We start from the raw sequence: 23,217 nt of genomic DNA on the forward strand, positions 1-23,217 counted from the left end.
ACCTAAGCGACGGTCGCCTCGCGGACGACGGGGCGGGTCAGTACGACGAGACCGGTGAGGGCCGCCAGCACCGAGATCCCCAGGCAGACGCCGGTGATCCCCACGCTGTGGACGTCGGACAGCCCGCCCAGGATCGGGTTCATCACCATCAGCGCGATGTTCTGGCTGAGGACGACGATCGACTGCAGGCGGGACTGGAACTCCCGTTCCACCGAGTTCATCAGCAACGGCAGCACGTGGCCGGTGAACGTGCCGACGCCGATGCCGCTGACGACACCCGCCGCGAACGTCAACGGCAACGGCTCGAACAGCGACAGGCCGAGCAGGCCGACGGCCGCGAGCAGCAGGCCGAGCGCGGCGAAGATGCCCGGCCGGGGGAACGCGCCGCGCATCAGGATCCGCAGTGCGATCACCCCGACGCCGAGGCTGCGGCTGGCGATCAGCAGCCCGGCGGTCGCGGCGTTCCAGCCGTGGTCCCGCGCGAGCAGTGGGAAGAGCAGTGCGTCGAGCGGCATCAGCAGACCCGCCGCGACGAACATCGTGATCAGCAACGCCCGGGTCAGCGGACGGCCGAACGCCACCCGGATCCCGGCGCCGATCGACCGCAGCATCCCGGTCGGGATCCGGCCGGTCGGAGCCATCGTCTTCCGCAGTACGACGAGGACGACGATCATCACGCCGAACGTCAACGCGTCGAACCCGCCCGCCGCCTTCAGCCCGGACCAGCTGACCAGGACGCCGCCGACCGCCGTACCCGTGACCGCGAACACCACACCGACCACCTGGAAGCTCGCGAGCGCCCGCGGCACCTGCTGCGCCGGGACGAGCAAGCGCGGCATCGCCCGCGACGACGGCAGGAAGAACGCGTCGATCGACCCGACCACCAACGCCAGGATCACCAGCAACCAGACCGGCTCGCCGACCGCCGCCGACGCCGGCACCAGCGTCGCCGTCACCACGAACATCGCCGTGCAGCTGGCGAGGAGGACTCGGGGGGCGCCGTAGCGGTCGCCGACGGCGCCGCCGATGAGGAGGAGGGCGGCTCGGGGGGCGGCGGCGAGGAGGAGGATCAGGCCGGCGACGCCGCCTCCGTGCCGGGTGGCGGACCAGCCGATGCCGAAGCTCATCGTCAGGTCGCCGAGGAGGGACACGGCAGCGCCGAACAGCCAGATCCAATAGCGGACCGGAATGCGCTGCGTGTCCGATTCAGTGGGCGGAGTCACGATCGACGACCTTAAACGACAACCAATGGGATCTCACGACTACCCGCCCCCATCCTCCGGAAACCAGCCCTGGCCTCAGCCTTTACGCAACTCTGCCGCCCCGTCACGCACCGTGCTGCCCTTTCCCCGTGCCAGCTCCGCGAGCGACTCCTGGAACGCGATCATCCGATCCCGCAGCACCTCGTCGGAGGCGGCCAGGATCCGGACCGCCAGCAGCCCCGCATTCCGAGCGTTCCCGATCGAGACGGTCGCAACCGGAACTCCGGCCGGCATCTGCACGATCGACAGCAGCGAGTCCATCCCGTCGAGGTACTTCAGCGGCACCGGGACCCCGATCACCGGCAGCGGGGTGACCGCGGCGAGCATCCCGGGCAGGTGCGCGGCACCGCCGGCGCCGGCGATCAGCGCCTTGAGGCCGCGCTCGTGCGCTGACTTTCCGTAGTCGATCATCTCGGTCGGCATCCGGTGCGCGGAGATCACGTCTGCCTCAAAGGGCACGTCGAACTCGGCGCACACCTCGGCGGCCGCCTTCATCGTCGGCCAGTCGCTGTCCGACCCCATCACGATGCCAATCATGAGCAATTCCTATTCGTCGATGGTGCCGGTCAGGTAGTCGGCCGCGTGCCGCGCCCGCGCACGGGTCTCCTCGAGGTCGTCGCCGTACGCCGTGACGTGGCCGACTTTGCGGCCCGGCTTCACCGACTTCCCGTAGAAGTGCACCTTCAGCCCCGGGTCCCGGGCCAGGCAGTGCAGCAGCCCGCGGTGCATGTCCTCGACGTCGCCGCCGAGCACGTTGACCATCACGGTGTACGGCGCCCGCGCGGCCGGCGAGCCGAGCGGCAGGTCGAGTACCGCGCGCAGGTGGTTCTCGAACTGGGACGTGACCGCACCGTCGATCGACCAGTGGCCGGTGTTGTGCGGGCGCATCGCGAGCTCGTTGACCAGCAGCCGGCCGTCGCGGGTCTCGAACATCTCCACCGCGAGGACGCCGACGACGCCGAGTTCGCCGGCGATCCGGAGCGCGGTCTGCTGGGCCTGCGCGGCCTTGTCCGGGTCCAGCCCGGGGGCCGGCGCGGTGACCTCGACGCAGATCCCGTCACGCTGCACGGACTCGACGATCGGGTACGCGACCGCCTGGCCGTGCGGCGAGCGCGCCACGATCGCGGACAGTTCGCGGACGAAGTCCACCTTCTCCTCGGCGAGGATCGGTACGCCGCTGCCGAACGCGGTCGCGACCTGCGGGTCGTCCGGCCCGTCGACGAACCAGACGCCCTTGCCGTCGTACCCGCCGCGGGTGGTCTTCAGGATGATCGGGAACCCGCCGACCCGCTTCGCGAAGTCCGCGACGTCGGCCACCGTCTCGACGACCTGGTGCGCGGGCGCCGGTGCGTCGAAGGTGTCCAGCCGGGCCCGCATCACGGCCTTGTCCTGGGCGTGCACGAGCGCGTCCGGGCCGGGGTACACCTTCACCCCGTCGGCCTCGAGCGCATGCAGCAGGTCGGTCGGCACGTGCTCGTGGTCGAACGTCACCACGTCGCACTCGGCGGCGAAGCGCCGTACCGTCTCGGGGTCCTTGTAGTCGCCGACCGGGGCGTCCGCGACCGCCTGGGCGGCTGAGACCGCGGGGCCTTCGGCGAGAACGCGGAGCTGGATGCCGAGGGCGACGGCGGTTTCCTGGGTCATCCGGGCCAGCTGCCCGCCGCCGACCATGCCGACCACGGGCGTACCGACGGGGAGATCCTTGCGATCGAACTTCACGCCTGTGAGCCTAACCGGGCCGATTTCGGGCTCGCCCCCTGGCCGGGTACCGTGGGAAGCTGCCCCGACGTCGCGATCCGATCACAGAAGGTTCCGAACCCCGTTGAAGCTCGTCACCAAGCTGTACCACCAGTTCCAGCACCTGGTGCACGAAGTGGCCAAGTTCGGTCTGGTCGGTGTGCTCGGTCTGGTCGTGGACCTGCCGATCTACAACTGGCTCGTGTTCGACAACCCGACGGTCCTCGGGGCCTCCGGGATCGGCATGCTGCACCACAAGCCGCTGACCGCGAAGCTGATCTCGACGACGGTCGCCACGGTCGCGACGTACTTCGGGAACCGGTACTGGACGTGGCGGCACCGGGAGCGTTCCGGCCTGCACCGCGAGTACGTGCTGTTCTTCGTGCTGAACGGGATCGGCCTGCTGATCGCGGCCGGCTGTCTGGCCTTCTCGCGGTACGTGCTGGATCTGCACACCTGGCTGTCGGACAACATCGCCGCGAACTTCGTTGGCCTCGGCCTCGGCACACTGTTCCGGTTCTGGTCGTACCGGAAGTTCGTCTTCAAGGAAGAGCTCGCGCTCGACGAGGTCGAGCACACCCCGGCGCCGGACTCCCCGGCGGCACTCGACGGGGAGTCCACGGGCGACCTGCCCGTCGTCCGCTGATCACTCCCCGGTCAACGGCGCGCCAGGGTCCTTGATCCGGGCGTAGACGCGGCCTGCCAGGTCCGGATGCGGACCTGTTTGACGACCGGCTTCAGCGGCGCGCTCGTCGGGATGTGGATCGTGGAGAGCACGCCGCCCCGGGTGTTCGCGACCAACGTGTCGTACGTCGCGGCCTTGCTGACCAGCGCCATCGACTTCACCGCGGCGTACCCGGGCGCGGAGTCGGTGCTCCGCCAGACGCCCTTCGGGCTGACCGACCAGCGGAACAGTACGCCGTCGTCGCGCAGCGCGTAGACGGTCCACCGGGAGATCCCGGCCTGCGTCGGTCCTTGGTACTCGGCCTCCTCGACCATCGTGAACCGGCCCCAGCCGCCACCGATCCGCCGCAACCCGGCCGACTGGTCGGCGGTTCCCTAGTGCGCGCTGTACGTCGCTTGGTACAGGCCGTCGCCGACGATGACGTAGCCGTACACGGAGTACCCGCCGAACCCGTCGTCGAGCACCGCCATACTCGCCATCTGCTTGACCTGTCCGGGCGTGAACGCGCCCCGGCCGAGCGGCGACGGGGTGGCGGTCGGTGGCGTCGTCGACACCAGCGACACGTTGACGTGGTCCCCCGTTGCGGTGATCGACGAGGCGCTCACCGAGCAGTTCGCGGCCGTCCGCGCGGTCGCCGTCGCGGGTACCAGCGTCGCGGTGACGAGGACCGCCGCTGCCGCAATCGTTCCGAGTGGTCTGATCATCGGTACCACCCCCATTATCTGCCTTGATGATCGCGCGAACGCGATGGTTGTATGCGGGCATGAGCGAGATCGAGGTACGGACCGCGACAGCGGACGAGTTCGGGGCGGTGCAGGCGGTGTTCGCCGCGGCGATGATGTTCGAGCCGTTGCCGAACGAGCTGGCCGAGCAGGCGTTCGAGCCGGACCGGGCGCTGGTGGCGACCGACGGCGCGGAAATCGTCGGTACGGCGCGGGCGCTGACCAGGGACCTGTCGGTGCCGGGTGCGGTGGTCCCGGTCGCGCATGTGACCGGCGTCGGCGTCCGGCCGGAGCACCGGCGGCGCGGCGTGATGTCGCGAGTGATCGGCCGCCAGCTGCAGGACGTCCCGGAGGCCGTCGCCGCGCTGTGGGCGACCGAGCCCGCGATCTACGGCCGGTTCGGGTACGCGACCGCGTCCTGGGACGTGACGTACGAGGCCGATCTGCACCGGGTCGGCCCGCCCGGCGACCGGCTGCGGCCGGGCGAGATCACCGAGCTGACCGTGGACGACGCGCTGAAGGAGCTGCCGCCGATCCTGACCCGGCTGCAGGAGCAGCGGCCGGGGGTGTCGAGCCGGTCGGAGCTGCTCTGGCGCAAGCACCTGCAGGATCCCGAGGAACGCCGCAACGGTCAGACCGCGCGCCGTATCGTTGTCCACCGCGACGAGGACGGCACGATCGACGGGTACGCGCTGTGGCGCGGCAAGATGAACTGGGGCGCGACCGGCCCCGCGAACGAGGTCGTGGTCGAAGAGCTCGCCGCCCCGGATCCCACGGCGTACAAGGCGATCTGGCAGTACCTGCTGACGATGGACCTGTCCGCCAAGCTCGTCTACCGGCGAGCCGCCGTCGACGAACCGCTGCTGCAGCTGGTCGCGTCCCCGCCGGCGCTGGACCGGCAGTTGAGCGAGGCGCTGTGGTTGCGGGTGACCGACGTACCGCGGGCGCTCGCGCAGCGCCGGTACGCCGTACCGATCGACGTCGTGCTGGAGGTGACCGACGACCTGATCGCGGCGAACAACGGCCGCTTCCGGCTCACCGCCGACGGCGCCGCGGTGACCTGCGAGCGGACCGAGGACGCGGCCGGCCTCAGCCTGTCGGTGCGTGAACTGGCCGCTGTCTACCTCGGCGCCCGCGCGCTCGCCGAGTTCGCGAGCACCGGCCGGGTCGTCGAGCACACGCCCGGCATCCTCACCCTGGCGAGCGCGGCGTTCGGTTGGCCGCTCGCCCCGGTCAGCCTGGAGATTTTCTAGTCGTCCGAGCTGAAGATCGTGTCGCCGTCGTCGCCGCGGGGCTGCTGCTTCGGCGGCTGCGGCTGGGGGCGGCGGCGCATGTGTTCCGGCGGCTCCTCGTCGTCGAGGATGCCGTCGCCCATCTTGCCGTCCGGCCCGCCGAACAGCAGGTCGGACATCTGCAGGTGGACGTGCTCGACGTGCGGTACGTCGGGCAGCACCACCTGACCGCGTTCGCCGGCGGACTCGATGTGCAGCGTGCCGCAGCCGAGCATCCGGTCGATCAGGCCGTGCTCGTAGGACACGTCGTTGATCCGCATCAGCGGGATGTCCCGCCCGGTCCGGGTGAGCACGCCGTGCCGGGTGATCAGCCGCCGGTTGGTGATCGTGTACGTCGAGAAGAACCAGTCCAGGAACGGCCGGACCGCGAACGCCACGACGAGCACCACGCCGACCGCGAGGATCGCGATCCGGGCCGGCTGCTGCAGTGAACCGTTCGGCACGATCGCGGCCAGGAAGCCGCCGAGACCGGCCACCACCAGGAGCAGCAGGACCGGGCCGATCATCGCCTTCCAGTGCGTCCGGGTGCTGACGACGACGTACTCGTCCTCACCCAACAACTTCGCCGAGATCGCCATGCCCCCAGTCTCACAGGTCGCGGGTTCGGTTGTCCCGTCCCGACACGACCGGGCCCGAAAAGTGGTTTAACACTTCACAGAGTGCATACAGTGAGCCAGGATGCGCGAAGGGTTGTCAGCTGGGGGACGAGAGGGAGCCGTGATGGCAGTCTTGTCGATACTCGACCGGGAGCACACCGTCGCACCGCCGGGATACAGCCGCTGGCTGATCCCGCCGGCCGCGCTGGCCGTTCATCTCTGTATCGGGCAGGCATACGCGACCAGCGTCTACAAGACCTCGATGGTCAAACACTTCGGCAGCAGTCAGACAGCAGTTGGCGTGGTGTTCAGTATCGCGATCGTGATGCTCGGGCTGTCCGCCGCGGTCGGCGGCACCTGGGTGGAACGCAACGGACCACGCAAGGCGATGTTCGTCGCGGCCTGCTTCTGGTCGGCCGGGTTTCTCGTCGGTGCCCTCGGGATCGGCACGGGCCAGCTCTGGCTGGTCTACCTCGGGTACGGCGTGATCGGCGGCATCGGGCTCGGGATCGGGTACATCTCCCCCGTTTCCACGCTGATCAAGTGGTTCCCGGACCGCCCCGGGCTCGCGACCGGCCTGGCGATCATGGGCTTCGGCGGCGGCGCGCTGGTCGCCAGCCCGCTGTCCCGGCAACTGCTCGGCCTGTACGACTCCGGCTACGACCCGAACGTCAGTACGTCGGTCGCGGGCGGCGGCGCGCTCGTCGGGCTGTTCCTGACGTTGGGCGTCGGGTACTTCGTGATCATGATGTTCGGCGTCTTCAACATCCGGGTGCCGGCCGACGGGTGGACGCCGGACGGGTTCGACGCGACCGCCGTACAGCAGAAGGCTTTGGTGACGAGCGGGAACGTTTCTGCGGCGAACGCGATCAAGACGCCGCAGTTCTGGTTCCTGTGGATCGTGCTGTTCTGCAACGTGACCGCGGGGATCGGGATCCTCGAGCAGGCCAGCCCGATGATCCAGGACTTCTTCCGCGGCTCCACCGGTACGTCGACGGTCGCCGTCGCGGCCGCGGCCGGGTTCGTCGGGCTGCTGTCGATCTTCAACATGGGCGGGCGGTTCGGCTGGTCGACGACGTCGGACGTCATCGGGCGGAAGCCGATCTACGCGATGTACCTCGGCGTCGGGATCATCGCGTACCTGCTGCTCGGGACCGTCGGGCACACCAGCACGGTGGTCTTCGTACTGCTCGCCGCGATCATCATCTCGTTCTACGGCGGAGGTTTCGCGACCGCACCGGCGTACCTGCGGGACCTGTTCGGGACGTACCAGGTCGGCGCGATCCACGGCCGGCTGCTCACCGCGTGGTCCGCCGCCGGGATCGCCGGACCGCTGATCATCAACGGTTTCCTCGACCACGAAGGCAAACCCGGCACCCTGACCGCGTCGGCGTACCGCCCCGCCCTGTTCACGATGGTCGGCGTCCTCGCGGTCGGCTTCGTCGCGAACCTGCTGATCCGCCCGGTCGCCGAACGGTTCCACGAGAAGTCCACGTCGAAGGCGGAGGCAGCATCATGAACCAGAGCGCACGCTTGGTGATCTCCTGGCTCCTCGTCGCCGTACTCCTCGGCTACGGCATCATCGAAACCCTGATCACCGCGGTAAAGATCTTCAAATAAAGCGAAAACGATCAAGTAGTCCGACGCAAGCGGCGGCACGATTGGTGGCATGACCACCGACGTGTTCGCCGCTTTCGTCTCGGTGCTGGCCGAGGCGCTGGACGAGGCAGGCCCGGCGTTCGCGGGTGAGGTCGGAGAGTTGTGTACGGCGAACCGGCTGGACGAGCTGATCGTCTGCCCGGGCGACAACGTCGAGGTGTACACGTCCGGCGGGATGATCGCGCACGTGCTGACGTTCGCGGCGTACCGCCGGACGCTGGTCGCCGGGGCGCTGCACGACGCGGGCTGCGACGACCTGGACAGCGGCGATCCGATTCGGTGGATCAGCTGATGGGCGCGGTGCTGGTGGCGGTCAACGTGGTGCACGAGCTGATCCGCGGGCCGACGCGGTGGACGGCGATCGACAAGCGTCCGGTGGAGGGGCCGGTTGGCGTCGGGGTGCTGGGGTTGGAGGGCGACCGCCAGTGCGACACGCGGTACCACGGCGGCGTGGACAAGGCGCTGTACGCGTACGCCGCGGAGGACGCGGAGTGGTGGGCGGCCGAGCTCGGGCGGGAGATCCCGCCGGGGTTGTTCGGCGAGAACCTGACGACGCGGGGGCTGGACGTCACCGGCGCGGCGATCGGCGAGCGGTGGCGGATCGGCTCCGTGCTGGTCGAAGTACGGTCGCCACGGACGCCGTGCGGGAATCTGTCGGGGCGGATGGGGATCAAGCGCTTCCACCAACGTTTCGCGCGCAGCGGGCGGGTGGGCGTCTACCTGAAGGTGTTGGAAACCGGCTCGGTCCAAGCCGGTGACCCCATCACGCTCGACGGAGGTGGGTGACGTCGCCCGCGGCCAGCGGGCGTGGGCCGTCGGGGGTGTCGACGATGAGCCGGCCGTCGTCGGCGAGGTCGCGGGCGGTTCCTTCGAGGAACGTGCCGTCGGGGAGTTCCACTCGTACTGCCTGGCCAAGGGTGGCGGAGAGTTCGCGGTACTCCGGGAGTACTACGGACGGGTCCCCGTCGGCGTCTACCCAGGACTGGTAGCGGGAGGCGAGTTCTCGCAGTACTGCCGCCATGATCGTCGGGCGGTCGGTGGTGGTGGCCTGCTCCAGGGCGAGGGATGTCGCGGCCTCGTGGGGCTTTTCGTCTTCGCGCAGGGTGACGTTGAGGCCGATGCCGATCACGGCTGCGGGCCCCTCGATGCGTTCGAGCAGGATCCCGGCCAGCTTGCGGTTCTCGACCAGTACGTCGTTCGGCCACTTCACCTGCGCCGGGACCTCGGCAACCTTCCGTACGGCGGCCGCCACCGCGAGAGGCACCAGCAGACCCAGCCACGGCCACCGTGCCGCGTCAACACTCGTTGGGCGCAGCAGGGCCGACATCAGCAACGCTGAGCGGGGCGGTGTGGTCCACGTACGCCCCAGCCGCCCGCGACCGGACGACTGGAACTCGGCAGCGACAACCAGCCCCTCAGGCTGCCCCTTTGCGGCCGCAGCCGCCACAACGGCGTTCGTCGACGGTGTCTCGCCAACAACGTCGATCTGCGTCCAGAACGAACCAGGACGCACCAACCGCCCCCGCAGGAACTTCTCGTCCAGCGGGGGCCGCTCCAGGTCGCTGAATCTCATCCGGTGTTCTGCAGACCTGCGGCAACGCCGGAAACGGTCAGCAACAGCAGCCGTCGGGTACGGACGATCTGCTGCTCGTCCAGCGAGTCATCGGTCCGCAGCGTCCGCAACGCTCGCAGCTGCAGGTAGCTGAGCGCGTCGACGTACGGGTTCCGCAGCTCGACCGCACGACCGAGCACACGCCGTCCTTGCAGCAGCCGCTCCTGGTCGAGGACCTTGAGCACCCACTCGGTCGTCAACGCGTGCTCGTCCAGCATCTGCTTGGTCAGCTCGGGCCGGTCACCCAGCTCGAGGTAGCGGCCGAGGATGCGCCGGTCCGTCTTGGCCAGCGACATCTCCGCGTTCTCCAGCATCACCTGGAACAGCGGCCAGTTCTGGTTGGCGTCCCGCAGCAGGTCGACGTCGCCGACCGCTGCCAGCGCCGTACCGAGGCCGTACCAGCCGGGAGCGTTCACCCGGGCCTGCGACCACGCGAACACCCACGGGATCGCCCGCAGGTCCTCCAGCGAGGACACCGCGACACCGCGCCGCGCCGGCCGCGAGCCGAGCGGCAGCTGCCCCAGCTCCTCCAGCGGCGTCACGGTGCTGAACCACTCCGCGAACCCGTCCGCCTTCACCAGCCGGTGGTACGCCGTCCGCGCCGCCTCGTCGAGCGTCTTCTCGACCACCGCGAACCGCTCGGCCGCGACGACGGCCCGCTCCTCGACGGCCGGCGTCGACGCCAGCAGGGTCGCCGCGGTCACCTGCTCGATGTGCCGTTGCGCGATCGGCGCGTTGCCGTACCGGGCCGGGATCGCCTCGCCCTGCTCGGTGAGCTTGAACCGGCCGGCCACCGACCCGGGAGCCTGCGCCAGGACGGCGCGGTTCGCCGGGCCGCCGCCCCGCCCGAGGGCGCCGCCGCGGCCGTGGAACAGGGTCAGCCGGATCGCGTTCCGCTGCGCCCACGCGGTGATCCGGGCCTGCGCGTCGTACAGCGCCAGCGTCGCGGAGACCGGGCCGACGTCCTTCGCGGAGTCGGAGTACCCGAGCATCACCTCGAAGCGCCGGTCGTTCGCGGTCAGCCGGTGCCGGACCCGGGTGAGCTGGATCGCGTTGTCGAGTACCTCGACCGAGTTCTGCAGGTCCTCGCCGGTCTCGAACAGCGGGACCACGTCCAGCTCGATCGGACGGCCGTCGAGCGCGGCGTCGGCCAGCTCGTACACGGCGGCCAGGTCGGCGGCGCTCCGGGTGAACGAGACGACGTACCGACGGCACGCCTGCGGGCCGAAGCGCTGCTGGATCTGCGCGATCACCCGGATGGTGGCGAGGACTTCCTCGGTCTGGTCGGACAGTTCACCGCCGCCGAGCACCTCCTCGAGCGCCTTGGCGTGGACCGCGGAGTGCTGGCGGATCTCCAGCTCGGCCAGGTGGAAGCCGAACGAGTTCACCTGCCAGATGAGCTGCTGCAGCTCGCCGTACGCCTGTCGCGGCGCACCGGCGGTGACCAGCGAATCCTGCAGGACCTTGAGCTCGTGCAGGAAGTCGGTGGACCGCGGGTACCCGAAGTCGGCGTCGCGGGACCGGGTCGCGGCCAGCCGGCGCGCGGCCAGCAGCAGCAGCTGCCGGTGCGGCTCGGCCGGCGAGCGGGTCTCGATGTCGGTGATCAGCTCCGGGTTGACCGCGCGCGCGTCCTCCAGGATCCGGCGGACCGGCGCGGACGGCGGGGTGGTCGCGGCGTCCAGCGTCAGCGACCGGCCGAGCGCCTCGGTGGCCCGCTCCAGCGCCTGCAGGACGTGGTCGGCCTGGATCTGCATCGCCTCGCGGGTGATCGCCGCGGTGACGTTCGGGTTGCCGTCCCGGTCGCCGCCGATCCACGAACCGAGGTGCACGAACGGCGCGACCACCGGCGTCCGGGTCCCGGCCGCGTCACCGGCGAGCGCGTCGTCGAGCCGGCGGTACACGTTGCCGACGACGTCGAACAGGGTCTCCTCGAAGACCGCCATCGCCGACCGGACCTCGTCCAGCGGCGTCGGCCGGCTGGTCCGGAGCTGCGACGTACGCCAGAGCACGTCGACCTGCTCGATCAGCCGGCGGCGGTTCTCCGCGAGGTCGCTGTCGCCGGCCCGCGGGTCGTGGCGCTCGTCGAGCAGCGAGGTGATCCGGCGGATGGTCGCCAGTACGGCGCGGCGCCGGGCCTCGGTCGGGTGCGCGGTCAGCACCGGGCGGAACTCCAGCCCGTTCAGCAACGCGCGGGCCTGCTGCTCGCCGCTGTCGCGGGTGATCTGCTCGACGGCCTGGGCCAGCTCGGACACCACCGCCTCGCTGCCGGCGCGGTCGCGCTCGCGCAGCACCCGGGCGCGGTGCAGCTCCTCGCTGAGGTTCGTCAGGTGGAAGTAGCAGGTGAACGCGCGGGCGACGTCCTCGGCGCGTTCGTGCGGCCACGACGCGACCAGCTCCTCGGCCGCCGCGCCGTCACCGGCGATGGTCAGCTCGCGCAGTTTCTCGACGTCGTCGAGCAGCGGCTGCCCGGCGTACTCGACGAGCACCTTGCCGAGGATCTCGCCGAGCAGGCGGACGTCGGCCCTGAGTTCTTCAGGCACCTCGAACCGCGCGCGGGTACGGGTCTCACTACCGGTCTCGGTCACGTTCGCCCACCCTATCGGCGGACGCCACTCCATGCTCGGGAGTCCGCCCACTGGAAGCCGATCGTGACCGTGCGTTCAGCGGGGTAGGTCTCCCGATCACGCGCCGTAGCGAGGAGGTGTCCGGTGCGGTAGCTCGGCGCGCCCCGCAGTAGGCGCGTGGTCGGGAGACCTACCCCACCTTCACAGTATGTGAATCAAACGTTTCGGAAACCGCCCGCGACGACCCGGGAAACGGTGCGGGCGAGCTCGGCCGGGGTGCGGTCGGTCGCGTCGTTGACCAGCATCCGGGCACACGTCTCGGTCATCGACGCGAGCAGTTCGGCGAGCACCGGGAGGTTCGCGTCCGGGTCGGTGACGTCCGGGAGCGCCTTCAGCAACGTCAGCCGGAGACTCTCCACCAGGAACGCGCGGGCCGCCCGGACCCGCGCCGCGATCGCCGGCGCGGCGCCGTACTGCGCCCCGAACACGATCCGCCAGGACTGCGGCTGCTTCGCGACCGCGGTCAGGAAAGCGGTCAGGCCGTCGCGGACGTGTTCCTCCGGCGTACCGACGCTCGGATCCGGGGGCAGCGCGCCGACGATCGTGATCACCAGGTGCTGCTCCTCGCGGGCGAGCAGGGCCAGCAGGAGCTCGTCCCGGTTCGCGAAGCAGTCGTAGACGACCGGCTTCGTCACCCCCGCGGCGTCCGCGACGGCCTGCATCGTCGTCGCGGCATATCCCCCGCCCGCGAACACCTCCAGCGCCGCGTCCAGGATCAGCGGACGACGCCGTTCCGGCCCGAGATGCGGTGCCCGCCGCCGTTTCTCAGCGTCCCCGACCACTTGACAAAGCTACAACACCGTAGGAAATTCCTACAGTCTGGTAGGAACTGCCGCGGGGGTGGTCGATGACCGAGCGAGGCAGTGCCGGCTGGCTCGAGTCCGAGGGTGTGACGGCCCTGGACGCGGGCGAGCTCGCTCGACTGGTCGACCGGACGTCGGAGCGGGAGCTTCGGCATCGACTCATCGGGGGAGTACGAGAGATCGCGTTGCGCGAGATCTTTCGCCGGATGCCGGAGTACCTCCGACCCGCCCGGGCTGCCGGGTTCGACGCTGTGATCAGCTGGCAGATCACCGGCGCGGGCGGGGCCGGTCGCACGGTCGACGAGTACTGGATCCACATCCACGACGGCCACTGCACCACCGTCGCCCCACAACCCACTCCCCCCGACATCTCGATCCGCACCGACCCCACCACCCTGCTCCGCATCGTCACCGGCAACGAGGACCCGATCCTCGCCCTCCTCAAACAACGCCTAACCGTCCGCGGCGACCTGGCCCAAGCCGCCCGCCTCCCAAAGCTCTTCAGCACCCACCCCTGAAGCCCCGGGTTGGTGCGGTGTAGTCCACGGGAGCTGTCAACGGTCGCGGGCTGGGGTTGGGTTCGACTGGGTGGTTCTAGGGGCTGCGGATGAGGCCGGAGTTGTGGTGGGGAGGGCTTGGGCTCGGGGTAGGGCTGGGTCGGTGGCGAAGCGGGTGGTGATTGCGTCTGGGAGGGGCTCGGGTGGCTGGTGTTCGAAGGTGCGGACGGCGGCCATGGTGCGGTCGCCCAGGGTGGCGCCGTAGCGGGCGGCCTCCTGGGTGAGGTCGCGGTGGGCGGTACGCCATTCGGCGAGGTGGGTGGGGAGTTCGGCGAAGCCTTCGGTGAGCATCGTGGTGGTTGCTTCGACGGCGGCGGGGCGGCTGGCGCGGGGGATCGCCGAGGTCGCGACCATCGCGTCGGCGGCGGCGGCCGCCGCGAGGTGCGGGTCCTTCAGTTGTTCGTCGGTGAGTGTGGTGTCGATCCGGGCGTGGTGTTCGACCCTGATCACCATGCCCTCGGCGACGAGCGCCTGGAGCTGGTCGAGGTCCGGTTCGGGAGGCGGCGGCCGGAACTCGATCTGGTCCAGCAGCACGTCCAGCCGGGCGAGTTCGTCGTTGGCCAGGGCGTTGGCGGTGTCGATGGTTCCGGCGCCGCCGGTGATGTCGGCGCGCCGGTTCTCCAGTTCCTCGGTCAGCTCGCGCTGCTTGGCCTCGTTGACGTCCCGGGCGGCGAACCCGGACTCGATGCTCCGGGCCAGGTGCCGGCGTACGCCGTGCCGCTGGTCCGCGCGCAGCGCCCGGTAGTCGGGGCGGTTCTCGACCAGCAGGTCCGCGGCCGCGTACGCCGCTCCGCCGTGGCCTTCGGCAACGAGCTTGCGCAGGACGTCCTCCTCGCGCGTGCCGGTGCGGGCGCCGATCGCGATCGCCATCGCCCGGGCCGCCGCGGTGTCGCCTTCGAGCTGCGGCGGCGTGAACCGGCCGAGGTCGTCGGACCGGCCGTTCTCCAGCAGGCCCTCCACCAACCGCGGTGTCGCGTTGGCGGCGTACGCGCGGGTCACCGCGGTCGCCATCCGGTCCCGCGCCGCGGCGTCCACCGGCGGCGGCAGCGCCGGGTCCGGTTCGAGGGCGTCGGCGGACCGGGCGACCAGCTCGGTCAGCGCACGGCGGGCGTCGGCCGACGGGTCGTGCCACCACGAGTCCCGGTGCCGGTGCTGCAGCGGCTTGCTGATCGTCGGCGACAGCCGCACCGGGAGGTCGAGGTTCTCGGCCAGCGGCGTGAGCCGCCGGACCAGGTCGTCGTCCAGGGCGAGCCGCTGGCCCGGCCGGAGCGACGAGATCCCCTCGACGGTGTCCTTCTCGACCAGCCGGATCACCCGCTGCGCGAGCCTGTCGACATCCTCGTTCGGCACTCCGCGAACCTATCTGCGGCGGAGGTCACAGGCGGTCCGGCGTACTGGCGCGTAGGCTGCCCGTTCATGGGAGAGACCGTGAACATCCACACCACCGCCGGGAAGATCGCGGACCTCGAGCATCGGCTCGACGAGGCCGTGCACGCCGGGTCGGAGCGTGCGGTGGAGAAGCAGCACGCCCGCGGGAAGAAGACTGCCCGCGAGCGGATCGAGCTGCTGCTGGACGAGGACTCCTTCTCCGAGCTGGACGAGTTCGCCCGGCACCGGTCGACGAGCTTCGGCCTGGAGTCGAACCGCCCGTACGGCGACGGCGTGGTGACCGGGTTCGGCACCATCGACGGCCGCCAGGTGTGCGTGTTCGCGCAGGACTTCACCGTGTTCGGCGGCAGCCTGGGCGAGGTGTTCGGCGAGAAGATCGTCAAGGTGATGGACCTGGCGATGAAGATCGGCTGCCCGCTGATCGGCATCAACGACTCCGGCGGCGCCCGGATCCAGGAGGGCGTGGTCTCGCTCGGGCTGTACGGCGAGATCTTCCGCCGCAACGTCCGCGCGTCCGGGGTGATCCCGCAGATCAGCCTGATCATGGGCCCGTGTGCGGGCGGTGCGGTGTACTCTCCCGCGGTCACCGACTTCACCGTGATGGTCGACGAGTCGTCGTACATGTTCATCACCGGCCCGGACGTGATCAAGACCGTCACCGGCGAGGACGTCAGCCAGGAGGAGCTCGGCGGCGCCCGGACGCACAACACCAAGTCCGGCAACGCGCACTACCTCGGCTCCGACGAGGAGGACGCGATCGAGTGGGTGAAGGCGCTCGTCGGGCACCTCCCGCAGAACAACCTCGAGGATCCCCCGGTGTACGACGTACCGGCCGACCTCGAGCCGAACGAGACCGACCTCGCGCTCGACACGCTGGTCCCGGACTCGCCGAACCAGCCGTACGACATGCACACCGCGATCGAGGCGGTCGTCGACGACGGCGACTTCCTCGAAGTACAGACGCTGTTCGCGCCGAACATGATCGTCGGGTTCGGCCGGGTCGAGGGCCGCCCGGTCGGCGTGGTCGCGAACCAGCCGATGCAGTTCGCGGGGACGCTCGACATCGACGCGTCCGAGAAGGCCGCGCGGTTCGTCCGGACCTGCGACGCGTTCAACCTGCCGATCCTCACGTTCGTCGACGTACCCGGGTTCCTGCCCGGCACCGACCAGGAGTGGAACGGCATCATCCGCCGCGGCGCCAAGCTGATCTACGCGTACGCCGAGGCGACCGTGCCAATGATCACCGTGATCACCCGCAAGGCCTACGGCGGCGCGTACGACGTGATGGGCTCGAAGCACCTCGGCGCCGACATGAACATCGCCTGGCCGACCGCGCAGATCGCGGTGATGGGCGCCCAGGGCGCGGTGAACATCCTGCACCGGCGCGAGATCGCCGCGGCCGAGGACGTCGAGACCCGCCGGCAGGAACTCATCACCGAATACGAGGACCACCTCGCGAACCCGTACATCGCGGCCGAACGCGGGTACGTCGACGCGGTCATCAAGCCGAGCGAGACCCGGGCCGAGATCGTCCGCGCCCTCCGCCTGCTGCGCACCAAGCGCGACACCCTGCCCCCGAAGAAGCATGGGAACATCCCACTGTGAAGGTCATCAAAGGCAATCCGACGCCCGAGGAACTGGCCGCGCTCGTCACCGTGATCGCGGCACGTGCCGCCACCCCCGCACCGGCGCCCGACACGGACCGCGCCAGCAACTGGGCGACGTACTGGCGCAACACCCGCACCCCGTTCCACCCCGGCCCCGGCCAGTGGCGGGCATCCGCGCATCCGTAGGTCCGGCAGCGGCCGGGCGGCTGCTCAGCGGCGGCGGAAGCGGACCAGCGGGTACGTCGCGGTGTTGCCGGTGGTGCGGATCGGGCCGGGGAAGGTGGTGGCGCCGTCGAGGACGAGGCCGTGGCGGGCGGCTACTGCGGTCAGGTGTGCGAGGGAGTCCTGGGAGCGGGAGTCGTCGGGGCCGCGGGTGTCGGCGTACCGGCTGGCGTCGGACTTCTCGGTGGTGGTGACGAAGACGCCGTCGGTGCGGAGTACGCGGGCGACCTCGGCGATCACCGGCTCGCTGTCGTCGAGCAGATGCAGGAGCCAGACCGCGACCACCGCGTCACACCGCCGATCTCCCACCGGAAGTCGTGCTGCGTCGGCCGCCGCCACATGCCCGGGAAGCCGTACACGAGCCCGGCGCAGCATCGCGGTCGAGAGGTCGAACCCGTGTACGAGGTTGCCTAGAGCAACAAGCTCCGCGCCGACAATCCCAGTCCCCACAGCCAGTTCCAGCACCCGACCTTCCTTCGGCAGCAGCTCGTTGACGGCGTGGGCGGCGGCTTGGGCTCGGGTGGGGCCGCCTCGGGTTTCGTCGTAGGTGGAGGCTACGGATTCGTCGTAGGTGTAGGGGTGCTGGGAGTTCCAGAGTTCGGGCCAGCTGCGGCCTACCTGGATCAGCATCCGGCGGAGCAGTGGGAGGGAGAGGCCGACGACGTTGTGGTAGTCGCCCTCGATCGCGGTCACGAACGGACCGCCCAGGCCGTCGACGGTGAAACCGCCGGCCACCGCGAGCGGTTCACCGGTGGCGACGTACGCGTCGATCTCCTCGTCGGTCAGGTCCGCGAACTGCACCTTCGTCGACGACAGTTCGCGCAACTCCTGCTTGGCGTTGGTGTCGATCAGGCAGTGCCCGGTGTGCAGTACGCCGCTCCGCCCGCGCATCGCCCGCCAACGCTCGCGTGCCACGGCCGGCGTACCGGGCTTGCCGTACGGTTCCCCGTCGAACTCCAGCACCGAGTCGCACCCGAGCACGGTCGCGTGATCGGTCAGCCCGGCGACAACAGCCCGCGCCTTCAGCGTCGCGAGCAGCCGGGCGAGTTCGCCGGGGCTCTCCGCGGTGATGTGGTCCTCGTCGACGCCGGAGACGATCACCTCCGGCTCGATCCCCGCGCTGCGCAGCGTCTTCAGCCGGGCCGGCGACGCCGACGCCAGCACGAACCGGATGCTCACAGCTTCGCCAGCGCGCGACGCAGCGGGTCGAGCCCGATCGACCCGAGGTTGAGCGCGTCCCGGTGGAACTCGCGCAGGTCGAACGCGGATCCCTTGCGCTGCTTGGCTTCCTCGCGCGCCTGCAGCCAGATGCGTTCGCCGACCTTGTACGACGGCGCCTGTCCAGGCCAGCCGAGGTACCGGTTCAGCTCGGCCTGCAGGAACTCCGTCTCCATCCGGCAGTGCGCGCGCAGGAACTCGAACCCGAGCGCGGCGTTCCACCGCTCCCCCGGCCGCCAGCCGAACGGGTTGTCCCGCGGCACCTCCAGCTCCAGGTGCATGCCGATGTCGACAATCACCCGCGCCGCCCGGAACCCCTGCGCATCCAGCATCCCGAACCGCGCGCCCGGGTCCTCGAGGTACCCGAGCTCCTCCATCAGCCGCTCGGCGTACAGCGCCCAGCCTTCGCCGTGGCCGGAGACCCAGCAGGCGATCCGCTGCCAGCGGTTCAGCAGGTCGGTGCGGAGCATGGTCTGCGCGACCTGGAGGTGATGCCCCGGCACGCCCTCGTGGTACACGGTGGTGACCTCGCGCCAGGTCGCGAACTTCTCGACGCCGTGCGGCACCGCCCACCACATCCGGCCGGGCCGGGTGGTCAGGTCCTCGCTCGGCTGCGTGTAGTAGATCGAGCCGTCCGAGGTCGGCGCGATCATGCACTGCAGCGTGCGGATCTCGTCGGCGATGTCGAAGTGTGTCCCGCCGAGCTCCACAACGGCAGCGTCGGACAGCTGCTGCATCCAGTCCCGGAACGCCTCCTTGCCGCGGATCGTGCGGGCCGGGTCGTCGTCGAGCAGCGCGGCGGTGGCCTCGATGTTCCGCTCGCCGCCGTTCAGCCCGGCGGCGATGTCCTGCATGTCGTTCTCGATCCGGGCCAGCTCCTGCCAGCCCCAGGCGTACGTCTCCTCCAGGTCGACCTTGGCGCCGAGGAAGTTCCGCGAGGCCAGCTCGTACACCTCACGCCCGCACGCGTCCCGCTCCGGCGCCCGCGGCGCGAGCTCCGTGGTCAGCCAGTCACCGAACTGCTGGAACGCCTTCCGCGCCGACGCGGCCGCCGCCTCCACGGTCGGCTTCACAGCGCCGGACGGCGCCTGCGCGGCCAGTCCGGCGAAGAAGTCGTCGCCCTCGGCACCGGTCCAGCTGGCGATCCGGTCGGCCAGCCCGGTCACCTGCCGGACCGCGGACACCCGGCCCTGCGCGGCCTGCTCGAGCAGCGTGTCGCGGTACCCGTCGAGCGTCGTACCGATCTGGTTGAGCCGGATCGCGACCACCTCCCAGTCCTGCTGGGTTGCCGTCGGCATCAGGTCGAACACCTGCCGGAGCGCGGCCGGTACCGACGAGATCGCGTTCAGCTGGTGCTGCGGTACGCCGGCCTCGTACGTCTCCAGCTGCAGCCCGAGGCGCTCGGCGAACGCGTCCTTGGCGACCTCCTCGCGCGGGCTCGCCGGCTCGATCGCGCGGGCCTCGGCGAGCGACCGCCGGGTCAGGTCGATCCGGGCCGCGAACCCGGCGGGGGTGAAGTCCGGCAGCTCGTGGTCGTGGCCGGCGATGCCCATCTCGGTGGCGCCGATCGGGTCGAGGACGACGTCCTGCTCGAGGTGCCGTTCGGCGAGCTGGTCGATCGGGCTGTTCGGTGTGGTCACAGGCCGACCCTACCCGTCAGGGGTCGCGCGGGCTGACCCGTTCGGCGGCCGATACTGTGGCGGTCGCTGAACGCCAGCACGAGGGACGAGAGGAACGGCGCGTTGAGCCAGCCACCCTATGGGCCGCCGGGCCAGAACCCGCCGTACCAGCAGCCGGGGCCTCCGCCGCCGCAGGGACAATACCCACCGCCGCAGGGTCAGTACCCACCGCCACCGCAGCCACCGCAGTACGGCGCTCCGCAGTACGGGCAGCCGCAGTACACGCCGCAGTACGGCCCGCCGCAGCAGGGTCCGGGCTTCGGGTGGGGGCCGAGCTTCGGTCCGGGTCCGGGTGGTCCCGGCTGGCAGCCGCCGCGGCCGCGGAAGAAGTCGAAGGCCCCGCTGATCGTGCTGTTCGCGCTCGTCGCGGTCGGGATCGTCGGCGGCGGGCTGATCAGCCTGCTGAAGAAGGCCTCCGAGGACGTCACGACGCCGCCGGTGACGCCGAGCCGGTACACCCCGAAGCCGACCGCGTCCCCGACCGGGCGGCCGACCTCGACGTCGACCGGCTCGCCGACGCAGGCGTCGAACGAGACGATCGTCGGGAAGAACGCGATCTACACCGTCGGCAAGATGGCCTCGGTGGGCTGCAAGGAGCCGAAGGTCCGGCCGAACACCGCGAAGAACGCGGCGGCGTACTGGGCCGCGCTCAAGCCCTGCCTGGACAAGTCGTGGAAGCCGCTGGTCGAGAAGGCCGGGTACACGTTCGACTCGCCGCAGATGACGTACTGGTCCGGGACGACCGTCACCAACCCGTGCGGCGGCGGTGCGATCAACGTGCCGTTCTTCTGCTCGGCGAACAACATGCTGTACATGAAGGTCGACGTGTTCGTGGAGGCGTACACCGAGTACCCCGGCGACCCGATCGCGCAGGCGTACGCGCGGATGTGGTACTCGCGGTCGCTCGCGCACGAGTTCGGCCACGGCGTACAGAACATGACCGGCATCCTGCAGGCGGCGAGCAAGCTGCGCTACGCGCAGTCCGACTACGCCGGCCAGACCCGGATGACCCGGCGGATGGAGCTGCAGGCGAACTGCTTCGCCGGGGTGTTCCTGGCCGCGAACAAGGCCAGCTACCCGATCAACGGCAACATGCTGTACGTCTGGAACAAGTACGTCGTCACCGCCGGCGACAAGCCGGAGGAAGGCGACCACGGCAGCGTGGCGAGCCAGGGCCGGTTCATGGGTCAGTCGTTCAAGACCGGCAACCCGGCCAGTTGCAACACCTTCTCGGCGTCACCTTCGAACGTCAGCTGACAGCTCCGGCGGCGCGACCTGCTGCCAGGAATCGAACAGGATGTCGTGCAGTTCGTCGGCATCCTCCAGCGCACCGAGGCGGGCTCGAACCCAGTTCGAGCCCGCTTCGTGTTTCGGTACCCAGAACTTCTCCGGCTCCGCGGCGATCAGCTCCTCACGCTCCAGCCGCGGGCAACGCACCGCGAACGACGTCCGGTCATCGGGCACCGTGACGAACATCCGCCCCGCGACGTCGAACGTCGGGTGCCCCCACCGCTGCTTCTCCACGGTCTCCGGGAAAGACAGCGCGATCCGCCGTACGTCGTCTGCATCGAGCACCCTCACACTGTAGAACGCCGACGCCCCGGCAGCAGAAACAGGCTAGAAGGATTAAAGAAGAGACAGGGCTATTCAGAAGTCCCGGCTGAGCTTTCGAGAAAGAGATCAAAGAAAGAGCAGAAAGAAGACTGGCGGCTGCCTTCCCTGCTCAGCCAGGCCGTCCGAGTCGTGGCAAACGGCCCGCACCCCTTGCGCCGAGTCGTGAGAAGAGGCGCCAGAAACCAGCCATAATCCACGACTCGACGACCAGGTGCGAGCCGTTCGCCACGACTCGGTGGGAGCGGCCGTGAGACCCGGCCACCACTCTATGAGGATTATTCAGAAGTCTCGGCTGAGCTTCGAAACTTCATACAGGTGGGTCGATGCGGTATCACACTACGCTCGGGCTCGGGGGTTTCGAGTTCAAGAGAATGCAGCTGCCGCTCAGGAGGCGGTATCGCACCGGCCGAAGATCACCCGAGTTCCCGCGGCGTGGAGTTCTTCCACGTTGCGCTTAAGAAGTTCCATTGTTGTCAGCGACACCTGCCGCCCGGCGGCCCGGGAGGAGAAGCCCGACGACCGCACCGGCCGCGACCACCGCGGCGCCGGTCCACACGGCCGGCACCAGGCCGTCGACGTACTGGACCGGCGACCCGTAGGAACCAGCCGACGCGAAGACGGATGCCAGTACGGCGACGCCCATCGCGACGCCCACCTCGCGGATCGTGTTGTTCGTCCCGGAGGCCACGCCCCGGTCGGCCTCGGACGCGCTGGCCATCACCACGCTCGCGGACGGCGCGAACGTCAGCCCCATGCCGACCCCGGCCAGGACGAACGGCGCGACCATCTCGCCGTACTGCGTGGTCGCGGTGGTGATCAGCGCGATCCAGGCGAGCGCGGCCGCGAGGAACGCCTGCCCGGTCACGATCAGCGTCCGCGCCCCGACCCGGTCGACGATCAGGCCCGCGATCGGCGCGACCACGAGCGGCGCCGCGGTCCACGGCAACGTCCGGACGCCGGACTGGAACGGCGTGAACCCCTGCACGACCTGGAAGTACTGCGCGAGCAGGAACACCGACCCGAACACCCCGACCGCAAACGTGAACGCCAGTACGTTCACCACGCTGAACGCGCGCACCGTAAACAGCCGCAGCGGCAACATCGGCGACGCCGTACGACGCTCCCAGCCGAGGAACGCGGCCAGCAGCACACCGCCCGCGATCAGCGTGCCGACGACACCGCCTGACGTCCACCCGTCGTCGGCGCCGTGCACGACACCCCAGACGACGGACAGTACGCCGCTTGTCGCGAGGACCAGGCCGAGCGGGTCGAGGCGCCGCGACGTACCGGTGGACTCGGTCAGGACGCGCGCGGCCAGGATCACCGCGACGACGCCGACCGGGACGTTCAGCCAGAAGATCCACTGCCAGTTCAGCCCGTCGACGACCGCGCCGCCGACGACCGGGCCGACGGCCACGCCGAGCCCGGAGATGCCACCCCAGATGCCGATCGCGGCACTCCGCTGCTTCTCCGGTACGGCGTCCGCGAGCAACGTCAGCGACAGCGGCATCACGGCCGCGGCGCCGATGCCCTGGATCGCCCGCGCGGCGGTCAACATCCACGGCTCGGTCGCCAGCGCGCACGCCGCGGACGCGAGCGTGAACAGCGTGATCCCGGCCAGGAACATCCGTCGCCGGCCGAGCCGGTCGCCCACCGCGGCCGCGGTCAGCAGCAGCGCGGCGAAGGCCAGCGTGTAGGCGTTCACGAACCACTGCAGGTCGGACAGCGACGCGTTGAGTTCGTGCTTGATCACCGGGAGTGCGTTGGTCACCACCAGGTTGTCCAGCGTGACCATGAAGGTCGGGATCCCCACCGCCGCGAGCACCACACCGAGCCCGCGCGTGACCGTTGTCTGCCTCTCGTCGAGAGCGGTCGATGTCATCTCGTACCCCTTGTTGTAATTGACTGATAACAAGCTCGATCACGAGAGTATGCATTG

24 protein-coding genes are annotated in these 23,217 nt (G+C 70.0%); 10 read left to right on the forward strand and 14 right to left on the reverse strand.

Features of this window, described 5'->3' with window-relative positions; translation table 11 throughout:
• Nucleotides 1-2: 2 nt before the first annotated feature.
• The 3 genes from ACXJJ3_RS14850 to ACXJJ3_RS14860 all read right to left on the reverse strand — a co-directional run bounded on the left by ACXJJ3_RS14850 (nt 3) and on the right by ACXJJ3_RS14860 (nt 2,981).
• Entirely contained in the window at nt 3-1,223 is a 1,221-nt protein-coding gene (locus ACXJJ3_RS14850) for an MFS transporter (protein WP_458170618.1), read from the reverse strand.
• A gap of 75 nt (nt 1,224-1,298) precedes the next feature.
• Nucleotides 1,299-1,799, reverse strand: a complete 501-nt coding sequence (gene purE / locus ACXJJ3_RS14855) for a 5-(carboxyamino)imidazole ribonucleotide mutase (RefSeq protein ID WP_458170619.1) — start codon at nt 1,797-1,799, stop codon at nt 1,299-1,301.
• A gap of 9 nt (nt 1,800-1,808) precedes the next feature.
• A complete protein-coding gene (locus tag ACXJJ3_RS14860) occupies nt 1,809-2,981 on the reverse strand; it encodes a 5-(carboxyamino)imidazole ribonucleotide synthase (RefSeq protein WP_458170620.1) in 1,173 nt (390 codons plus the stop codon).
• A gap of 103 nt (nt 2,982-3,084) precedes the next feature.
• Here ACXJJ3_RS14860 and ACXJJ3_RS14865 point away from each other — a divergent pair, with 103 nt between their 5' ends.
• Nucleotides 3,085-3,645 carry a GtrA family protein gene (locus ACXJJ3_RS14865; RefSeq protein WP_458170621.1) on the forward strand — a complete coding sequence of 187 codons (561 nt, stop codon included), beginning with the start codon at nt 3,085-3,087 and terminating at the stop codon, nt 3,643-3,645.
• An 11-nt stretch (nt 3,646-3,656) separates the two neighbouring features.
• Here ACXJJ3_RS14865 and ACXJJ3_RS14870 read toward each other — a convergent pair whose 3' ends face one another.
• Nucleotides 3,657-4,034: a hypothetical protein gene (locus tag ACXJJ3_RS14870; RefSeq protein WP_458170622.1), complete on the reverse strand. Its 378-nt coding sequence runs from the start codon at nt 4,032-4,034 to the stop codon at nt 3,657-3,659.
• Between the two features lie 24 nt (nt 4,035-4,058).
• Entirely contained in the window at nt 4,059-4,388 is a 330-nt protein-coding gene (locus ACXJJ3_RS14875; RefSeq protein WP_458170623.1) for a hypothetical protein, read from the reverse strand.
• Nucleotides 4,389-4,447: 59 nt separating this feature from the next.
• Here ACXJJ3_RS14875 and ACXJJ3_RS14880 point away from each other — a divergent pair, with 59 nt between their 5' ends.
• Nucleotides 4,448-5,659, forward strand: coding sequence for a GNAT family N-acetyltransferase (locus tag ACXJJ3_RS14880; protein ID WP_458170624.1), 1,212 nt, complete (start codon nt 4,448-4,450; stop codon nt 5,657-5,659).
• Here the strand turns inward: ACXJJ3_RS14880 and ACXJJ3_RS14885 are convergent.
• Entirely contained in the window at nt 5,656-6,276 is a 621-nt protein-coding gene (locus ACXJJ3_RS14885; RefSeq protein WP_458170625.1) for a PH domain-containing protein, read from the reverse strand. The genes ACXJJ3_RS14880 and ACXJJ3_RS14885 overlap by 4 nt on opposite strands.
• Before the next feature lie 142 nt (nt 6,277-6,418).
• Between ACXJJ3_RS14885 and ACXJJ3_RS14890 the strand changes: the two genes are divergently transcribed.
• The 4 genes from ACXJJ3_RS14890 to ACXJJ3_RS14905 are packed head-to-tail and all read left to right on the forward strand — an operon-like array spanning nt 6,419 to nt 8,739.
• Nucleotides 6,419-7,813 (forward strand): OFA family MFS transporter, encoded by a 1,395-nt coding sequence (locus ACXJJ3_RS14890; protein WP_458170626.1) that lies wholly within the window; start codon nt 6,419-6,421, stop codon nt 7,811-7,813.
• On the forward strand, nt 7,810-7,914 hold the full coding sequence (locus ACXJJ3_RS14895; RefSeq protein WP_458170627.1) for an MFS transporter small subunit: 105 nt from the start codon (nt 7,810-7,812) through the stop codon (nt 7,912-7,914). Before ACXJJ3_RS14890 ends, ACXJJ3_RS14895 begins: the two co-directional genes overlap by 4 nt.
• 49 nt (nt 7,915-7,963) lie before the next feature.
• Nucleotides 7,964-8,245, forward strand: coding sequence for a hypothetical protein (locus ACXJJ3_RS14900; protein ID WP_458170628.1), 282 nt, complete (start codon nt 7,964-7,966; stop codon nt 8,243-8,245).
• Complete coding sequence (locus tag ACXJJ3_RS14905; protein WP_458170629.1) at nt 8,233-8,739, forward strand: MOSC domain-containing protein; 507 nt, start codon at nt 8,233-8,235, stop codon at nt 8,737-8,739. Before ACXJJ3_RS14900 ends, ACXJJ3_RS14905 begins: the two co-directional genes overlap by 13 nt.
• Here ACXJJ3_RS14905 and ACXJJ3_RS14910 read toward each other — a convergent pair.
• The 3 genes from ACXJJ3_RS14910 to ACXJJ3_RS14920 all read right to left on the reverse strand — a co-directional run bounded on the left by ACXJJ3_RS14910 (nt 8,717) and on the right by ACXJJ3_RS14920 (nt 12,971).
• Nucleotides 8,717-9,526, reverse strand: a complete 810-nt coding sequence (locus tag ACXJJ3_RS14910) for a biotin--[acetyl-CoA-carboxylase] ligase (RefSeq protein WP_458170630.1) — start codon at nt 9,524-9,526, stop codon at nt 8,717-8,719. The genes ACXJJ3_RS14905 and ACXJJ3_RS14910 overlap by 23 nt on opposite strands.
• Complete coding sequence (locus tag ACXJJ3_RS14915; RefSeq protein WP_458170631.1) at nt 9,523-12,150, reverse strand: phosphoenolpyruvate carboxylase; 2,628 nt, start codon at nt 12,148-12,150, stop codon at nt 9,523-9,525. The genes ACXJJ3_RS14910 and ACXJJ3_RS14915 overlap by 4 nt, the downstream gene beginning before the upstream one ends.
• 194 nt (nt 12,151-12,344) lie before the next feature.
• Complete coding sequence (locus ACXJJ3_RS14920; RefSeq protein WP_458170632.1) at nt 12,345-12,971, reverse strand: TetR/AcrR family transcriptional regulator; 627 nt, start codon at nt 12,969-12,971, stop codon at nt 12,345-12,347.
• A 65-nt stretch (nt 12,972-13,036) separates the two neighbouring features.
• Here ACXJJ3_RS14920 and ACXJJ3_RS14925 point away from each other — a divergent pair, with 65 nt between their 5' ends.
• Complete coding sequence (locus ACXJJ3_RS14925) at nt 13,037-13,510, forward strand: SCP2 sterol-binding domain-containing protein (protein ID WP_458170633.1); 474 nt, start codon at nt 13,037-13,039, stop codon at nt 13,508-13,510.
• 36 nt (nt 13,511-13,546) lie between these two features.
• Here ACXJJ3_RS14925 and ACXJJ3_RS14930 read toward each other — a convergent pair whose 3' ends face one another.
• On the reverse strand, nt 13,547-14,899 hold the full coding sequence (locus tag ACXJJ3_RS14930) for a hypothetical protein (RefSeq protein ID WP_458170634.1): 1,353 nt from the start codon (nt 14,897-14,899) through the stop codon (nt 13,547-13,549).
• Nucleotides 14,900-14,965: 66 nt separating this feature from the next.
• Between ACXJJ3_RS14930 and ACXJJ3_RS14935 the strand changes: the two genes are divergently transcribed.
• Together ACXJJ3_RS14935 and ACXJJ3_RS14940 are read left to right on the forward strand one after the other, a co-directional pair.
• Nucleotides 14,966-16,543: an acyl-CoA carboxylase subunit beta gene (locus ACXJJ3_RS14935; protein ID WP_458170635.1), complete on the forward strand. Its 1,578-nt coding sequence runs from the start codon at nt 14,966-14,968 to the stop codon at nt 16,541-16,543.
• Complete coding sequence (locus ACXJJ3_RS14940; protein ID WP_458170636.1) at nt 16,540-16,731, forward strand: acyl-CoA carboxylase subunit epsilon; 192 nt, start codon at nt 16,540-16,542, stop codon at nt 16,729-16,731. The genes ACXJJ3_RS14935 and ACXJJ3_RS14940 overlap by 4 nt, the downstream gene beginning before the upstream one ends.
• 24 nt (nt 16,732-16,755) lie before the next feature.
• On the opposite strand, the gene ACXJJ3_RS14945 is transcribed toward ACXJJ3_RS14940, so the two are convergent.
• Both ACXJJ3_RS14945 and ACXJJ3_RS14950 read right to left on the reverse strand, forming a co-directional pair.
• Nucleotides 16,756-17,946: a Maf family nucleotide pyrophosphatase gene (locus tag ACXJJ3_RS14945; protein ID WP_458170637.1), complete on the reverse strand. Its 1,191-nt coding sequence runs from the start codon at nt 17,944-17,946 to the stop codon at nt 16,756-16,758.
• Nucleotides 17,943-19,625: a DUF885 domain-containing protein gene (locus ACXJJ3_RS14950; RefSeq protein ID WP_458170638.1), complete on the reverse strand. Its 1,683-nt coding sequence runs from the start codon at nt 19,623-19,625 to the stop codon at nt 17,943-17,945. Before ACXJJ3_RS14950 ends, ACXJJ3_RS14945 begins: the two co-directional genes overlap by 4 nt.
• 387 nt (nt 19,626-20,012) lie before the next feature.
• Between ACXJJ3_RS14950 and ACXJJ3_RS14955 the strand changes: the two genes are divergently transcribed.
• A complete protein-coding gene (locus tag ACXJJ3_RS14955; RefSeq protein ID WP_458170639.1) occupies nt 20,013-20,921 on the forward strand; it encodes a neutral zinc metallopeptidase in 909 nt (302 codons plus the stop codon).
• On the opposite strand, the gene ACXJJ3_RS14960 is transcribed toward ACXJJ3_RS14955, so the two are convergent.
• Together ACXJJ3_RS14960 and ACXJJ3_RS14965 are read right to left on the reverse strand one after the other, a co-directional pair.
• Nucleotides 20,901-21,239: an MmcQ/YjbR family DNA-binding protein gene (locus tag ACXJJ3_RS14960; RefSeq protein ID WP_458170640.1), complete on the reverse strand. Its 339-nt coding sequence runs from the start codon at nt 21,237-21,239 to the stop codon at nt 20,901-20,903. The genes ACXJJ3_RS14955 and ACXJJ3_RS14960 overlap by 21 nt on opposite strands.
• Nucleotides 21,240-21,732: 493 nt before the next feature.
• Entirely contained in the window at nt 21,733-23,160 is a 1,428-nt protein-coding gene (locus ACXJJ3_RS14965; protein WP_458170641.1) for an MFS transporter, read from the reverse strand.
• Nucleotides 23,161-23,217: the final 57 nt, after the last annotated feature.

The sequence above is a fragment of the Kribbella sp. WER1 genome (assembly GCF_054189145.1).

Coding starts and splice junctions, on each gene's coding strand:
- purE (WP_458170619.1), bottom strand. CDS start 1,799: ATGATTGGCATCGTGATGGGGTCGGACAGCGACTGGCCGACGATGAAG.
- ACXJJ3_RS14875 (WP_458170623.1), bottom strand. CDS start 4,388: ATGATCAGACCACTCGGAACGATTGCGGCAGCGGCGGTCCTCGTCACC.
- ACXJJ3_RS14880 (WP_458170624.1), top strand. CDS start 4,448: ATGAGCGAGATCGAGGTACGGACCGCGACAGCGGACGAGTTCGGGGCG.
- ACXJJ3_RS14885 (WP_458170625.1), bottom strand. CDS start 6,276: ATGGCGATCTCGGCGAAGTTGTTGGGTGAGGACGAGTACGTCGTCGTC.
- ACXJJ3_RS14890 (WP_458170626.1), top strand. CDS start 6,419: ATGGCAGTCTTGTCGATACTCGACCGGGAGCACACCGTCGCACCGCCG.
- ACXJJ3_RS14895 (WP_458170627.1), top strand. CDS start 7,810: ATGAACCAGAGCGCACGCTTGGTGATCTCCTGGCTCCTCGTCGCCGTA.
- ACXJJ3_RS14900 (WP_458170628.1), top strand. CDS start 7,964: ATGACCACCGACGTGTTCGCCGCTTTCGTCTCGGTGCTGGCCGAGGCG.
- ACXJJ3_RS14910 (WP_458170630.1), bottom strand. CDS start 9,526: ATGAGATTCAGCGACCTGGAGCGGCCCCCGCTGGACGAGAAGTTCCTG.
- ACXJJ3_RS14925 (WP_458170633.1), top strand. CDS start 13,037: ATGACCGAGCGAGGCAGTGCCGGCTGGCTCGAGTCCGAGGGTGTGACG.
- ACXJJ3_RS14935 (WP_458170635.1), top strand. CDS start 14,966: ATGGGAGAGACCGTGAACATCCACACCACCGCCGGGAAGATCGCGGAC.
- ACXJJ3_RS14965 (WP_458170641.1), bottom strand. CDS start 23,160: ATGACATCGACCGCTCTCGACGAGAGGCAGACAACGGTCACGCGCGGG.